This window comes from Herbaspirillum sp. SJZ107 (genome assembly GCF_006715485.1).
Taxonomy (GTDB): domain Bacteria; phylum Pseudomonadota; class Gammaproteobacteria; order Burkholderiales; family Burkholderiaceae_D; genus Telluria.
In genome coordinates this window covers 393,742-408,112 of record NZ_VFNH01000005.1, presented here as the reverse complement: position 1 = coordinate 408,112, position 14,371 = coordinate 393,742, and the positions used below count along the sequence as shown (strand labels likewise).

Genomic DNA, 14,371 nt, shown 5'->3' with positions numbered 1-14,371 from the left:
GAAAATGAACGCCTTTTTCGCCCTGGTCCGCAAGGACCTCATCCTGTACGTGTCCGACCGCCGCGCGCTGCTGATGCACCTGGTGCTGCCGATCGTGATCGCGGCCTTCTTCGGTTCGGTGTTCGGCGGCAGTGCCAAAAGCGGCGCGATCGACGTCGCGCTGGTGCAGCAGGACGCCAGCGAGGTCGGGCGCCGCATCGGCGCCGGCCTGCAGGCCGATTCCAACCTGCATGTGACGGTCATGGACCGCGCCCAGGCCGAGCAGGCGGTGCGCAAGGGCAGCCAGGCGGTGGCGGTGGTGCTGCCGCCCGGCTTTGCCGAAGCGGCGGGCAGCGCCATGTTCACGCCCGGTCCCAAGCCGGTGATCGAACTGCTGTACGATCCGTCGCAGACGGCGGTGCTGGGGATGGTGAAGGGCATGCTGACCCAGCAGGTGATGTCGGTCGTCAGCGCCGAGATGTTCGGCGGGCCGATGGGCCGCAAGCTGACCGAGCGCAGCCTGCAGCAGCTGGATGCCGGCACCATCGCCGATCCGGCGCTGCGCGACATGCTGGCGGCGGTGCGTACCTTCCAGGCGCAGCCGCAGCAGGCCGGCGGCAGCGGCGCGCCGCGCGGCCTGTCGATGCCGTTCACCACCCGCGACCAGGGCCTCAGCAATGCCCCGGCGCTGCAGGGCTACAACCCGTATGCCCACGCCTTTTCCGGCATGGGCGTGCAATTCATCCTGTTCATGGGCATGAACATGGGGATCGCCATGCTGGCGGCGCGCCGCGACGGCATCTGGAACCGGCTGCTGGCGGCGCCGGTGTCGCTGGCGCTGGTGGTGCTGGCGCGCGCCGTGTCGGCCACCATCATCGCCTTCTGCCTGCTGTGCATCGTGTTCGCGGTGGCGGTGCTGGCCTTCGGCGTGACGGTCAGCAGCATACCGGGTTTCCTCGGCATCGCCCTGTGCTTCGGCGCGCTGACGGCCGGCTTCGGCCTGCTGGTCGCGGCCTTCGGCAAGACCCCGGAAGCGGCGCGCGGCATCGCCATGTTCGCGACCCTGATCATGGTGATGCTGGGCGGCGCCTGGGTGCCGACCTTCGTGTTCCCGGCCTGGGTGCAGCAGGCAACCATGATCGTGCCGACGCGCTGGGCGATCACCGGCCTGGATGCCGTCACCTGGCGCGGCCTGGGCTTGCCGGAGGCGATGCCGGCGATGGCGGCGCTGCTCGGCTTTGCCGCGCTGTTCATGGCGCTCGCCATATGGCGCTTCCAGAAGGCGCGGACTTGATCAGTGCAGCCTGACGTTGGCGACAGTCGGTTCGTCGCGTACCGTGATCACGGCATCCTCGAACGACGGCGGCCCGAACTTGCCGCGCGCATCGCGGCTGAAGCCGTAGTTCTCGCTCGGGATGCCGATGAAGTTGCGGTCCAGTTCGCCGTTGCCGTTGACGTCCTGGAAGGCCAGCACCGCCCAGTTGCCGGCCGGGACGTCGCGCACCGCGATCGTGTTGTCGCCCTCGCGCGCGGGCGCCGATCCCGAATACAGGCACTGTTTCAGGAAGCGCGCCTGGTCGCACACGGCGACCTTGACGCTGCCCTTGCCGGCGGCGACGCCGGTCACGTGCACCTCGACGGTGGCGGCGGCTGCCAGGAAGGGCAGACAGGAAAGCAGGGCGCCCAGTACCGTGTTGCGGAAAGCTGCAATCATAAAAGTGAAATCCTCATGTTATGGTAGGCTGTGATCATATTTTTAACAGAATCCCCCGACCGCCATGCTGTGGAATGCCTTCATCGTCGTACTCACCGTCGCTTTCATGGAAGTGTTCTCCATCGTCGCGCACAAGTATGTGATGCATGGCTTCGGCTGGGGCTGGCACCGCTCGCACCACGAGCCGCGCCAGGGCTGGTTCGAGAAAAACGACCTGTTTGCGGTCGTGTTCGCCGGCGTGGCCATCGCCCTGATCTATGCGGGCAGCATCGGCCACCATCCGCTGGAATGGATCGGCGCCGGCATGACGGCCTACGGCCTGCTGTACTTCGTCGCCCACGACGGCCTGGTGCACCGGCGCTGGCCCTTCCAGTACGTGCCGCGGCGCGGCTACCTGAAGCGCCTGTACCAGGCGCACCGCATGCATCACGCGGTGGCCGGCAAGGACGGCGCGGTGTCCTTCGGTTTCCTGTACGCGCCGCCGGTCGATACCCTCAAGCGCCGGCTGCATGCATTGCATGCCGGCCCCCTGAAGAAGCCGCAGGCTCCGCACCCGGACGGCGCCACAGCTGCGCCGGACGCGGCCCCGTTCGAGCCCAGCGGGAACTGAGCGCGCCCGCGCCGCCCTTCGCCAGCAGCCACAGCTTGGTGGCTTTCGAGGTGCCGGCGCGCTCGTCCCAGGCGCGCGCGCCGCGCCGCTTGACCACGATCCCGATCTCGCGATAGACGTTGCGCGCGCTGGCGATCGCCCAGGCCGAGCGCAGCGGCAGCGCTGCGATGCCGTCCAGCGCCGAATCGTAGTACGGCTCGGCATGATCGACCAGGCGCGCCGCCAGCCGCGCCAGCGCCGCGCGATGGCGTTCCAGTGCGATCTCGTCGCGCGGAATGCCGGCCTCGCGCAGCCAGGCCGCCGGCAGGTAGCAGCGGCCGACGCGCGCATCCTCGACGATGTCGCGCGCGATATTGGTCAGCTGGAAGGCCAGGCCGAGGTCGCAGGCGCGGTCCAGCGTGGCCTCGTCGTGAGCGCCCATAATCGAGGCCATCATCAGGCCGACCACGCCGGCCACGTGGTAGCAGTAGCGCAGCGTGTCCTCGATGGTTTCGTAGCGCACCTCGTCGACGTCCATGGCGAAGCCGGCCAGGTGGTCGTAGGCGTAGCGCGGTGCGATCGCGTGGCGCCGGGCGACGTCCTGGAAGGCGGCAAAGGCGCGGTCCTGCATCGGTTCGCCGGCATAGGCGCGGCGGGTCTGCTCGCGCAGGAGTTCGAGTTGGCGCCGGGCTTCCTGCGGCGTCTGCGCGCTTCCCGCATCCGCGTGATTGATGCCGAGTTCCTGGCCGTCGACCACGTCGTCGCAATGGCGGCACCATGCATACAGCATCAGCACGCCGCGCCGGGTTTCCGGGTCGAACAGTTTGGCGGCCGCGGCAAAGCTCTTGGAGCCGACCTCGATGGTCTGGGTGGCGTGATCCAGCAAGGATCCATCCGACTGCGCGCTCATGCGTGCATTCCCTCCAGCATCAGCCCGGCGGTGGCCTTGGCCGAACCGATCACGCCCGGCACGCCCGCGCCCGGATGGGTGCCGGCGCCGACCAGGTACAGGTTCGGCAGGTCGGCGTCGCGGTTGTGCGGGCGGAACCAGGCGCTTTGCGTCAGGATCGGCTCCAGCGAGAACGCCGAGCCGAGGTGGGCGTTGAGCTGGTCGCGGAAGTCGACCGGCGTGAAGATGCGGCTGGTGACCAGCTGGCTGCGCAGGCCCGGCATGTAGCGCTGTTCCAGGTAGTCGAAGATGCGCTCGCGGTACAGCGGCCCCTCGACCTCCCAGTCGATCGGCGCATTGCCCAGGTGCGGCACCGGCGCCAGCACGTAGTGGCTGCCGCAGCCGGGCGGCGCCAGCGACGGGTCGGTGACGCAGGGCGCGTGCAGGTACAGCGAAAAATCCTCGGCCAGCGCTTCGCCGTTGAAGATGTCCTTGATCAGCTCGCGGTAGCGCGGTCCGAAGCACACGGTGTGGTGCTGCAGCTGGCTGTGGTGGTGGTCGAGCCCGAAGTACAGCACGAACAGCGAATTGCTGAAGCGCTTCTTGCCGAGTGCCTCGCCCTCGGCCACGCCGCGCGGGTGCTGGCCCAGCAGCGACGCATAGGTGTGGACCACGTCGGCATTCGAAGCCACCGCGTCGGCGGCGAACACGCGCCCGTCCTGCAGGCGCACGCCGCTGGCGCGCCCGCCGCTGGTCTCGATGGCGGCCACCGGCGCATTCAGCTCGATCCGTCCGCCGATGTCGGTGAACAGCTTGACCATGCCCTTCACCAGTGCCCCGGTGCCGCCGCGCGGGAACCACACGCCCCATTTGCGCTCGAGCGCATGGATCAGCGTGTAGATCGAGGACGTCGCGAACGGATTGCCGCCCACCAGCAGCGAGTGGAAGGAAAACGCCTGGCGCAGCTGTTCGTCCTGGATGAAGCGCGAGACAATGCCGTACACGCTGCGCCAGGCCTGCAGGCGCGCCAGCTGCGGGCCGGCCGCGATCATGTCGCGGAAGGACAGGAAGGGCACGGCGCCCAGCTTGATGTAGCCTTCCTCGAACACGGCCTTCGAATATGCCAGGAAGCGCTGGTAGCCGGCGACGTCGGCCGGGTTGCGCGCGTGGATCTGGCGGTCCAGCGCCTCCTGGTCGTTGGCGTAGTCGAAGTGGCGCCCGTCTTCCCAGCACAGGCGGTAGAAGGGCGAGACCGGCAGCATCTCGACGTAGTCGCTCATGCGCTTGCCGGCGGCGGCGAACAGCTCTTCCAGCGCCGACGGGTCGGTGATGACCGTGGGGCCGGCGTCGAAGGTGAATCCCTGGTCTTCGTAGACGTAGGCGCGGCCGCCCGGCTTGTCGCGTTTTTCGAGCAAGGTGGTCTGCACGCCCTGGGCTTGCAGGCGGATGGCCAGTGCCAGGCCGCCGAAACCGGCGCCCACGACCACGGCGGTCTTCGATGCGTTCATGCGGGAGTCCTGATCTGGTGAGGGTGAGTCTTGCGTGCCGCGGACAGCGCCTGCAGCACGGGTACGGGAGGTTTGCCGCTCAGGATGCGCGCCTTGTCGGCCAGGCTCAGGCGCCCGGCATAGAAATGCGCAATCAAGGGCGCCGGCAACTGGTAGAACTTCTGCATCACGCGCCAGCGCGCATCCGGGCTGCCGGCCAGGAACAGCATGCGGTTGAGCAGGCGGAAAAAGCCCTGCTTGTCCCACTCGGCGCTGGCCTCGGCGCGGATGGCCGCGAACAGCGCCGGCGCGTCGAGCGAGGGCAGGGCGGCGATGGCATCGGCCAGGCGTACCGCATGCGGCAGCGAATAGCCGGTGGTGAAGTGGAACAGCCCGGCGCGCAGGCCGGCGCAGGGCTGGCCGTCCTGCCGGTCCCAGAAGCGTTCGATATCGCCGGCCAGCACGATCGGCAGCGCGCCCTGTTCTTCGCGCAGCACCGCTTTCACCTGCCAGCCGCGCGCCTGCACGTAGGCCGCGATGTTGGCGCGCAGCTGTGCGGGGTCGCGGCCGGCATCGTCGATGTAGTGGGTGTCCTCGACCAGCAGCCGGTCCGGCCCGAAGGGCAGCACGTAGACGAAGCGGTAGCCGCCCTGCTGGGCCACGCCGGCATCCATGATGATGGGCGCAGCCAGCCCGTGCGGCGCCTTCAGCTGCAGCTCCTGGCCGAGGAAGGTCTGGTAGCCCAGCGCCAGGTCGGGCGTCGGGGCCGGGCCGCGGCCGTCGATCACGGCGCGCGCATGCAGGATTTCGCCGCCGGCCAGTTCGACCCGGGTCGGGTGCACCCGGGCGACGCGCGCGCCGCTGCGCAGGCACGCGCCCAGCGCCGGCTCCAGCACGCGTGCGAAATCGTCGGACAGGATGCTGCAGTAGTCGCCTTCCAGCGTGCGCGTCAGGTCCGGGAAAATCACCTGGTAGCCGGGCCAGCGCCACGACACCAGCGGCGCGATCCAGGCGCGCTCGGCGGCGCTCAGGTCGCTGGCGTGGAAGGACCAGGTGTGGTTGCCGCCGAGGTGCGTGTCCTGTTCCAGCAGCAGGATGCGCAGGTCGGGGCGCCGGGTGCGCAGGCGCCAGGCGATCAGGCCGTTGGCCAGGCCGCCGCCGGCCAGGATCAGGTCGTAGGTGGGTGTGCTCATGCCGGGGCCGTGTCAGCGTGGGCAGGATGCGGCCTCTGCCCCAGGCCGAGCGCGGATTCGACGATGTCGGCCGCGCGCGCGGTACCGCCGGCGCGCGCCACGCTGGCCGCCAGCGGCGCCAGGCGCTGTTTGAACGATGGCTCGGCGAGCAGGCGCCGCAGGTGCCTGGCCAGCGTGCCCGCGCCCGCAAAGCGCGCCGAGGCCTGGATGCCGATGCCGGCATGGCGCACGCGCGCGGCGCCGCCCGGGTGATCGAAGGCGATCGGCAGCGCCAGCATCGGCGTCTGCGCCGCGATCGCATCCATGATCGTGTTCCAGCCGGCGTGCGAGATCACGGCGTCGGCCCGTTCCAGCGCGGCCAGCTGCGGCGCAAAGGCCACCACCCAGTCGGCGCCGGCGCGTTCCAGTGCGCGTTCCTGCGCCCCATCCAGCGCGCCGCAATGGGCGAGCAGCAGCTGCACGTCGGCCTGGCGGCAGGCGCGCGCGATGCGCTTGAACAAATCGATGCGGCCGCCCTGCATGGTGCCGAGCGAGGCGAATACGAAGGGGCGGTCGGCGGCGATGGCGGGCAGGGGAGACAGCGCCGCGCCGGCAATGGTGGCGCCGGTTTTGTGCAGCGGCCGCAGCGGCCCCACATGGTGGAAGTGCGGTGGCAGTTGCTTGCGCGGGAATTCGAACTCGGCCACGGTCTGGCTGACCTGGGCCAGCGGCGACAGGCATTCGTGCAGCATGCCGCGCACCGGGATGCCGAGCCGGCGCGCCTGCGCCTCGATCGCGCGCCGGTGCGGTCCCATCATCCAGTCGTAGACGCGGGTGCTGCCCTCGACCATCTTCAATGAGCGCTCGTCGGTGCCGTAGCCGAAGGGCATGACCGGCAGCGGCACGCCCGGTTCGCGGTTGACCGGCAGCGCACAGGCGACGGAGATAAACGGGAGGCCGAGCGCTTCCGCCACCATGCCGCCGGCCGCTTCCATCTGGTCGGCCAGGATCGCATCGATGCCGAGTTCTTCGATGGCGGCAGGCAGGGTCTCGCACAGCATCGTGGTGGAGTGCGCCATGTCGTCGATCACGCGGCGCAGGCCCAGCGGGCTGCCGGGATTGGCGGCCAGGCGCAGCGAAGCCGCCAGCGTGCCGGCCGGGTGCGAATCGAGGCCGACCGCGTGGAACGCCAGGCGCGGGTCGCGCACGTAGGCGGCGGCATCGGGACGATGGAGGAAGGTGACGCGGTGGCCACGCTCGGCCAGGGCGCCGGCGAGCGCGCCCAGCGTCGTGAAATGGCTCAGGAACGCAGGGCCGACCACACCGAAGTGTGCCATACGGTGTCCTCGTGGCTCAGTTGGGCGCGTAGGACGGCGCCGCCGCCGCCGAAAAAGCCGCTGCGGCGGTGCCGCCGAACAGGCCTTCGACGAAGCGGCGCGTGCGCTGGCGGCTGCCGAGGGCGGCGCCCAGGCAGCGCTCGGCGTCGGCCAGGTGGCCGGCCAGCTGGCGCCGCGCTTCGTCGAGGCCGACGGTATTGATCAGCGTGGGCTTGCCGGCGTCCTTGCCGGTGTCCTTGCCGGTGACGGCGCTGTCGTTGCCGGGCACGTCCTGGAAGTCGTCGCGCAGCTGGAAGGCATGGCCGGCGGCCAGCGCAAAGGCGCGCAGCGAGGCCGCCACCTTGTCGTCGGCCTGGGCGATGATGGCGGCCATGTCGACCGCGACGCCCAGCAGCACGCCGGTTTTCAGTTCGTTGGTGGTGGCGATGTCGTCGACCGTGGCGCGCTTGCCGTGCAGGTCGAGGAACTGGCCCTTGACCAGGCCCTGCGCGCCGATGGTCTCGGACAGCTTGCCGACCAGGCGCGCGCGCACTGCGGGCGGAATGTCCGGCGCCGCCGCCAGGATGCCGAAGGCGCGGCTGAGCAGGGCGATGGCGGCCAGGATGGCGACGTCCTCGCCGAACTGCACGTGCACGGTCGGCTGGCCGCGGCGCAGCTGGGCGTTGTCCATGCAGGGCATGTCGTCCAGGATTAGCGAGGACGCGTGCACCAGCTCGACCGCGCAGGCGACGTCGACCAGCGCCGGCGAGACGCAGCCGAGGTCGCGCGCGACCAGCATGGTCAGCAGCGGGCGCATGCGCTTGCCGCTGCTGAGGGCGCCGGCGCGCATGGCCGCGCTCAGCAGGTCGTCGCGCGCACCGCCTTCCGCCAGCCAGTAGGCGATGCGCTCCTCGACGGCTTCGCGCATGGCGCGCAGCTCGGCCGCAGGATCGATCCGTGTTTCCATGGCAAAGCCATCGAAGGCCTCGAACGTTTTGATGCCATCGAATCCATCGTACCGCCGTGTCTGTGTGCCCATTGCATCCCCGCCGCGCTGAATAATCGAAATGACGAATTTAGTGAATGATACCGGAAACAATCTTAGCCATTCATTAACTCTCTCCAACCGTGCGGAGCCTGCCTGGGAGCGAAAAAAAAGGCCGGCGAATGCCGGCCTCAGTATTGACAGCTCAGTTGCTTACAAGTTCGGCGCCAGGTGACGCTCCAGCTCATCCTTCGGCATGCCGCGGCGCTGCGCCATGTCGTCGAGCTGGTCCTGGCCGATCTTGCCGACCACGAAATACTTCGATGCCGGATGCGAGAAGTAGAAGCCGGACACCGCCGCGCCCGGGGTCATGGCGAAGGACTCGGTCAGGCCCATGCCGATTTCCTCGGCCTGCAGGGTCTTGAACAGCTCGGCCTTGACCGTGTGCTCGGGGCAGGCCGGGTAGCCCGGCGCCGGGCGGATGCCGACGTATTCTTCCTTGATCAGCGCCTCGGCCGACAAATCTTCGCCGGCGGCATAGCCCCACAGGTCGGTACGCACGCGCTCGTGCATGTACTCGGCAAAGGCTTCGGCCAGGCGGTCGGCCAGGGCCTTGACCATGATCGACGAGTAATCGTCGCCGGCCGCTTCGAAGCGCTTTTCGATCTTCTCGGCGCCCAGGCCGCCGGTCACGGCGAACATGCCGATGTAGTCGGCGATGCCGGACGCTTTCGGCGCGATGAAGTCGGACAGGCACTGGTTCGGACGCTGCACGCCATCCACCACCGGCTTCACGCCCTGCTGGCGCAGGCCGTACCAGGTGAAGGCGACCTCTTTGCGCGAGTCGTCGGTATACACCTCGATGTCGTCGTCGTTGACGGTGTTGGCCGGCAGCAGGCCGACCACGCCATTCGCCGTCAGCCAGCGCCCTTCGATGATCTTCTTCAGCATCGCCTGGCCTTCCTCGAACACCTTGGTGGCTGCTTCGCCGACGATCTCGTCGGTCAGGATGGCCGGGTAGGGGCCGGCCAGGTCCCAGGTCTGGAAGAACGGACCCCAGTCGATGTAGCGTGCCAGCAGCCCCAGGTCGACGTTCTTGAACAGGCGCCGTCCGATGAACTTCGGTTTCACCGGCGCATAGTCCAGCCGGGCCTTGTTGGCGCGCGCCTGCGCCAGCGACACCATCGGCAGCGCCTTCTTGTTGGCATGCTGTTCGCGGATGCGGTCGTAGTCCTGCGCGATCTCGGCGACATAGGCATCGCGGGTATCGGCGGTGACCAGCGACTGGCCGACCGACACCGAACGCGAGGCATCCGGCACGTACACCACCGGGCCGTCGTAGTGCGGCGCGATCTTCACGGCGGTGTGGGCGCGGCTGGTGGTGGCGCCGCCGATCAGCAGCGGCGTCTGGCGCTCGCGGAACCAGGGGTCGCGCTGCATTTCGCGCGCCACATAGGCCATTTCTTCCAGCGACGGCGTGATCAGGCCGGACAGGCCGATGATGTCGGCATTCTCTTCCTTGGCCTTGGCCAGGATCTCGGCGGCCGGCACCATCACGCCCATGTTGACGATCTCGAAGTTATTGCACTGCAAGACCACCGACACGATGTTCTTGCCGATGTCGTGCACGTCGCCCTTGACGGTCGCGATCACCATCTTGCCCTTCGGCTTGGCGACCACGCCGGTGCGGCGTTCTTCTTCGGCTTTCTCTTCTTCGATGTAGGGCACCAGGTGAGCCACGGCCTGCTTCATGACGCGCGCCGACTTGACCACCTGCGGCAGGAACATCTTGCCCTGACCAAACAGGTCGCCGACGATGTTCATGCCATCCATCAGCGGGCCTTCGATCACGTGGATCGGACGGCCGCCTTCGTTGTCCACCTTCTGGCGCGCTTCCTCGGTGTCTTCGACGATCCACTGGGTGATGCCGTGCACCAGCGCATGCGCCAGGCGTTTATCCACCGGTGCGTTGCGCCATTCGAGGTTCTGTTCCTGTTTGGCGCCGCCGGCCTTCAGCGTGCCGGCGAACTCGATCATGCGCTCGGTGGCGTCCGGACGGCGGTTCAGCACCACGTCCTCGACGCGCTCGCGCAGTTCCGGCGCCAGCTCGTCGTAGACGCCGACCATGCCGGCATTCACGATACCCATGGTCATGCCGGCCTTGATCGCGTGGTACAGGAACACGGTGTGGATCGCTTCGCGCGCCGGGTCGTTGCCGCGGAACGAGAACGAGACGTTGGAGACGCCGCCCGACACCTTGGCATGCGGCAGGTTCTCGCGGATCCAGCGGGTGGCGTTGATGAAGTCGACCGCGTAGTTGTCGTGCTCTTCGATGCCGGTGGCGATCGCGAAGATGTTGGGGTCGAAGATGATGTCTTCCGGCGGGAAGCCGACCTTCTCGACCAGGGTGTCGTAGGCGCGCTTGCAGATCTCGGTCTTGCGCTCGAAGGTGTCGGCCTGGCCCTTCTCGTCGAAGGCCATCACGATCACGGCGGCGCCGTAGCGGCGGCACAGGGCGGCTTGGCGCAGGAACTCGGCTTCGCCTTCCTTCATCGAGATCGAGTTGACGATGGCTTTGCCTTGCACGCATTTCAGGCCGGCCTCGATCACGCTCCATTTCGAGGAGTCGATCATGATCGGCACGCGCGAGATGTCCGGCTCGGACGCGATCAGGTTCAGGAAGCGCGTCATTGCCGCCTGCGAGTCCAGCATCGCCTCGTCCATGTTGATGTCGATGACCTGGGCGCCATTTTCGACCTGCTGGCGGGCGACCGACAGCGCCTCGTCGAACTGCTCGTTCAGGATCATGCGCGCGAAGGCCTTCGAGCCCGTCACGTTGGTACGCTCGCCGACGTTGACGAACAGCGAGCTGTCGTCGATGGTGAAGGGCTCGAGGCCCGACAGGCGCAGCGCGGTCGGCACCTCCGGCACGGCACGCGGGGCCGCTTTCGACATCGTCTCGGCGATGGCCTGGATGTGCTCGGGCGTGGTGCCGCAGCAGCCGCCGGCGACGTTGATGAAGCCGGACTCGGCGAACTCCTTCAGCAGGCTCGACGTATCGGCCGGCAGTTCGTCGAAGCCGGTGTCGCTCATCGGGTTGGGCAGGCCGGCGTTCGGGTAGATGCAGACGTAGGTGTCGGCGATCCTGGAAAGTTCCTGCGCATACGGGCGCATCAGGGCGGCACCGAGCGCGCAGTTCAGGCCGACGGTCAGCGGCTTCGCATGGCGCACCGAATTCCAGAAGGCGGGCACGGTCTGGCCCGACAGGATGCGGCCGGACGCGTCCGTGACAGTGCCGGAGATCATCAGCGGCAGGCGCGGCGTATCCGGATGTTCGTCGAAGTACTGGTCGATCGCGAACAGGGCGGCCTTGCAGTTGAGCGTGTCGAAGATGGTCTCGACCAGCAGCAGGTCGACGCCGCCGTCGACCAGGCCGCGCAGCTGCTCGTAATACGAGGTGACCAATTGGTCGAAGGTGACGTTGCGCGCGGCCGGGTCGTTGACGTCCGGCGAGATCGAGGCGGTCTTCGGGGTCGGGCCGAGGGCGCCGGCCGCGAAGCGCGGCTTGTCGGCGGTCGAATATTTGATGCAGGCGGCGCGCGCCAGCTTGGCGGCTTCCACGTTCATTTCGTAGACCAGGGACGCCATGTGGTAGTCGTCCTGGGCGATGCCGGTGGCACCGAAGGTGTTGGTCTCGATGATGTCGGCGCCGGCAGCAAGGTAGCGCTCGTGGATTTCCTGGATGATATGGGGCTGAGTCAGATTCAGCAGTTCGTTGTTGCCTTTTACAAACAGCTCGCGCGCACCGCTGTTGGCGGGTGCCGAGAAATCCGCGAAGCGCTCGCCACGGTAGGCGGCTTCGTCAAGCTTGTACTGCTGGATGATCGTACCCATTGCGCCATCGAGGATCATGATGCGGCGCGCCAGGATGGCGCGCAGCTGGGCGTCGACGGGGGAGAAGGCGGGGAGGGCAGTGGTCATCGGTATGCTTTCCTGCGGCAGCCTCGGCGGCTGGGACGCAGTGTCTATATATTAGGCGGTCTACGATTATACCGTTCCTGGCCGAGTTTGTTCCCGCCGGTGGCGGCCGATGCAATACGCATCAAGCCCGTGCTACGTAAAGACATTTGTAACGTATTGTTTCATAGTTACCTTTGTTACAGTGAGATACAAATTGCGGCAAAACAGCAATTTCCTGGATACATACAGCGACGACAATAAGCACCATGGAACCGCCACTGCGTGCGGTCCCTAGTCCAAGTTAACGGAATGGGCGGACCCGTCGCTCCGCCGCCTCAATGGGAAGATTGCCATGAACAAAGAATATGTGCCCGAGTGGGACCACGCTGCTGCACGCACTGAAGACACCGCGCCGGCCAAGCAGCATGCTGCCGCAGGCGTGAAGCAGATCGTCACGATCCGCCTGGATGTGGACATGCTGGAATGGTTCAAGTCGGCAGGCCCGGGTTACCAGACCCGCATCAACCAGGTGCTGCGCGAGTACATGGAAGCCAATCGCGTGCGTGCGCACGGCGAATAAGCTGCAGCAGGTAAAAAATCGGGCGGTGGGCTTGATGCGCTAACATCAAACCCACCGCCCGCTGTCGTTATGGATGCTGGGTTCTATTCGAACGCCAATCCCTCGAACGAAAAGCCTTTCAGGAATTCCGCGGCCGCCAGGCGCTTGCCGCCGGGCTTCTGCAGTTCGGTCAGCCGCAAGGCGCCTTCACCGCAGGCCACCACGATGCCCTGCGCATCCGCCGCCAGCACCTGGCCCGGCGCACCCTGGCCATCCGCCGGCTGGGCGTTCCAGATCTTGACCGTCACGCCGCCCGCCTGCCCGTGCGCGCCGGGGAAGGGGTTGAAGGCGCGCACCTTGCGCGCCAGCCCCACGGCCGGCAGGCTGAAATCCAGCTTCGCTTCTTCCTTGCTGATCTTGGCGGCATAGGTCACGCCTTGTTCCGGCTGCGGCACCGCCTCCAGCGGCCCGGCCGCCATCCGGCGCAAGGCGTCGACGATCATGCATCCGCCCAGCGCGGCCAGCTTGTCGTGCAGGCTGCCGGTGGTGTCGCCATCCTCGATGGCGATGCGTTCCATCGACAGCATGGGGCCGGTGTCCAGGCCTTCTTCCATCTCCATGATGGTCACGCCGGTTTCCGGATCCCCGCTTTCGATCGCGCGGTGGATCGGCGCGGCGCCGCGCCAGCGCGGCAGCAGCGAGCCGTGGATATTGATGCAAGGCTTGATGTCGAGGGTGGCGCGCGGCAGGATCAGGCCATAGGCGGCCACCACCATCACGTCATAATCCGTTGCCAGCAGGCGCGCATGCGCAGCGCGTGCTTCCTCGGCGCGCTGCGGATCCTTCGCATCCATGCGCAGCGACAGCGGCTGCAGCACGGCGATGCCGTGCGCCAGCGCCACCTGCTTGACGGCGGACGCCTGCAACTGCATGCCGCGCCCGGCCGGACGGTCGGGCTGGGTCAGCACCAGCGGGACCTCGAAGCCGGCCGCCAGCAGCTCGCGCAGGGCGACCGCCGCAAATTCCGGCGTGCCGGCAAAGACGACTTTCAGGCCCGCCATCACGCGCGGCGTCCGCTGCGTTCTTCCTTGAGCAGCTTGGTCTTGATGCGGTTGCGCTTCAGCGGCGACAGGTATTCCACGAATACCTTGCCCATCAGGTGGTCCATCTCGTGCTGGATGCAGACCGCCAGCAGGCCGTCGGCTTCGATCTCGAACGGCTTGTTGTGCTGGTCGACCGCACGCACCTTGATGCGCGCCGGACGCTCGACGCCGTCGTACACGCCCGGCACCGACAGGCAGCCTTCGTCGTAGACCTGCTTTTCTTCGCTGGCCCAGACGATTTCCGGATTCACGAAGACCATCAGGTCATCCTTGGTCTCGGTGATGTCGATGGTGATCAGGCGCTCGTGCACGTCGATCTGGGTGGCGGCCAGACCCACGCCGGGGGCTTCGTACATGGTTTCGGCCATGTCCGCGACCAGCTTGTCGAGGCGCTCGCCGAATTCGGTGACCGGCTTGGCCACTTTGTGCAGGCGCGGGTCGGGATAGCGGAGGATATTCAGTAAGGCCATGGCTTTTTTCTATTCGTTTAAAACATACAGGCGGCACCCCGTTCCGGGGATGGAACGCGGTTTGTCTTGCTAGTTCAAGGATTTCTCGGCAGAATTTGATTCAGTGCGGCAACCTTTGCCGTGTCTCGCGCTGTGGCAGCCATTCCGT

Annotated in this window: 12 protein-coding genes; 3 read left to right on the top strand and 9 right to left on the bottom strand. The window is 67.4% G+C overall.

From position 1 onward, the window contains the following. The first annotated feature begins 4 nt into the window (after positions 1-4). Entirely contained in the window at positions 5-1,273 is a 1,269-nt protein-coding gene (locus tag FBX97_RS27565) for an ABC transporter permease (protein WP_141838831.1), read from the top strand. Here the strand turns inward: FBX97_RS27565 and FBX97_RS27560 are convergent, their stop codons facing one another. Beyond that, a complete protein-coding gene (locus FBX97_RS27560; RefSeq protein ID WP_141838829.1) occupies positions 1,274-1,693 on the bottom strand; it encodes a DUF2141 domain-containing protein in 420 nt (139 codons plus the stop codon). Between the two features lie 64 nt (positions 1,694-1,757). Between FBX97_RS27560 and FBX97_RS27555 the strand changes: the two genes are divergently transcribed. Further along, entirely contained in the window at positions 1,758-2,303 is a 546-nt protein-coding gene (locus FBX97_RS27555; protein ID WP_141838827.1) for a sterol desaturase family protein, read from the top strand. Here FBX97_RS27555 and crtB read toward each other — a convergent pair. The 6 genes from crtB to metH form a co-directional block, all read right to left on the bottom strand. After that, positions 2,188-3,192: a 15-cis-phytoene synthase CrtB gene (crtB, locus tag FBX97_RS27550; RefSeq protein WP_141838825.1), complete on the bottom strand. Its 1,005-nt coding sequence runs from the start codon at positions 3,190-3,192 to the stop codon at positions 2,188-2,190. The two genes, FBX97_RS27555 and crtB, sit on opposite strands and share 116 nt — an antisense overlap. Then, positions 3,189-4,679 (bottom strand): phytoene desaturase, encoded by a 1,491-nt coding sequence (locus FBX97_RS27545; protein WP_141838823.1) that lies wholly within the window; start codon positions 4,677-4,679, stop codon positions 3,189-3,191. The genes crtB and FBX97_RS27545 overlap by 4 nt, the downstream gene beginning before the upstream one ends. Then, positions 4,676-5,851 (bottom strand): lycopene beta-cyclase CrtY, encoded by a 1,176-nt coding sequence (gene crtY, locus FBX97_RS27540; RefSeq protein ID WP_141838821.1) that lies wholly within the window; start codon positions 5,849-5,851, stop codon positions 4,676-4,678. Before crtY ends, FBX97_RS27545 begins: the two co-directional genes overlap by 4 nt. Further along, positions 5,848-7,167, bottom strand: a complete 1,320-nt coding sequence (locus FBX97_RS27535; RefSeq protein ID WP_141838820.1) for a glycosyltransferase — start codon at positions 7,165-7,167, stop codon at positions 5,848-5,850. Before FBX97_RS27535 ends, crtY begins: the two co-directional genes overlap by 4 nt. Positions 7,168-7,183: 16 nt before the next feature. Continuing rightward, the gene (locus FBX97_RS27530) at positions 7,184-8,113 is read right to left on the bottom strand and encodes a polyprenyl synthetase family protein (protein WP_255517660.1); all 930 of its coding nucleotides are present in this window, start codon (positions 8,111-8,113) and stop codon (positions 7,184-7,186) included. A 231-nt stretch (positions 8,114-8,344) separates the two neighbouring features. Next, the gene (metH, locus tag FBX97_RS27525) at positions 8,345-12,112 is read right to left on the bottom strand and encodes a methionine synthase (RefSeq protein ID WP_141838816.1); all 3,768 of its coding nucleotides are present in this window, start codon (positions 12,110-12,112) and stop codon (positions 8,345-8,347) included. Positions 12,113-12,443: 331 nt separating this feature from the next. On the opposite strand from metH, the gene FBX97_RS27520 reads away from it, so the two are divergent. Further along, positions 12,444-12,671, top strand: coding sequence for a BrnA antitoxin family protein (locus tag FBX97_RS27520; protein WP_141838814.1), 228 nt, complete (start codon positions 12,444-12,446; stop codon positions 12,669-12,671). A gap of 83 nt (positions 12,672-12,754) precedes the next feature. Here the strand turns inward: FBX97_RS27520 and fmt are convergent, their stop codons facing one another. Both fmt and def read right to left on the bottom strand, forming a co-directional pair. After that, entirely contained in the window at positions 12,755-13,702 is a 948-nt protein-coding gene (gene fmt, locus FBX97_RS27515; RefSeq protein ID WP_141838998.1) for a methionyl-tRNA formyltransferase, read from the bottom strand. Between the two features lie 8 nt (positions 13,703-13,710). Then, on the bottom strand, positions 13,711-14,223 hold the full coding sequence (gene def / locus FBX97_RS27510) for a peptide deformylase (RefSeq protein ID WP_141838812.1): 513 nt from the start codon (positions 14,221-14,223) through the stop codon (positions 13,711-13,713). Positions 14,224-14,371: the final 148 nt, after the last annotated feature.

Excerpts from the sequence above, each read along its gene's own strand:
- crtB (WP_141838825.1), bottom strand. The coding sequence starts at position 3,192 with ATGAGCGCGCAGTCGGATGGATCCTTGCTGGATCACGCCACCCAGACC.
- def (WP_141838812.1), bottom strand. The coding sequence starts at position 14,223 with ATGGCCTTACTGAATATCCTCCGCTATCCCGACCCGCGCCTGCACAAA.
- FBX97_RS27565 (WP_141838831.1), top strand. The coding sequence starts at position 5 with ATGAACGCCTTTTTCGCCCTGGTCCGCAAGGACCTCATCCTGTACGTG.
- FBX97_RS27535 (WP_141838820.1), bottom strand. The coding sequence starts at position 7,167 with ATGGCACACTTCGGTGTGGTCGGCCCTGCGTTCCTGAGCCATTTCACG.
- FBX97_RS27545 (WP_141838823.1), bottom strand. The coding sequence starts at position 4,679 with ATGAACGCATCGAAGACCGCCGTGGTCGTGGGCGCCGGTTTCGGCGGC.
- metH (WP_141838816.1), bottom strand. The coding sequence starts at position 12,112 with ATGACCACTGCCCTCCCCGCCTTCTCCCCCGTCGACGCCCAGCTGCGC.
- FBX97_RS27560 (WP_141838829.1), bottom strand. The coding sequence starts at position 1,693 with ATGATTGCAGCTTTCCGCAACACGGTACTGGGCGCCCTGCTTTCCTGT.
- FBX97_RS27520 (WP_141838814.1), top strand. The coding sequence starts at position 12,444 with ATGAACAAAGAATATGTGCCCGAGTGGGACCACGCTGCTGCACGCACT.
- FBX97_RS27555 (WP_141838827.1), top strand. The coding sequence starts at position 1,758 with ATGCTGTGGAATGCCTTCATCGTCGTACTCACCGTCGCTTTCATGGAA.
- crtY (WP_141838821.1), bottom strand. The coding sequence starts at position 5,851 with ATGAGCACACCCACCTACGACCTGATCCTGGCCGGCGGCGGCCTGGCC.
- FBX97_RS27530 (WP_255517660.1), bottom strand. The coding sequence starts at position 8,113 with ATGGAAACACGGATCGATCCTGCGGCCGAGCTGCGCGCCATGCGCGAA.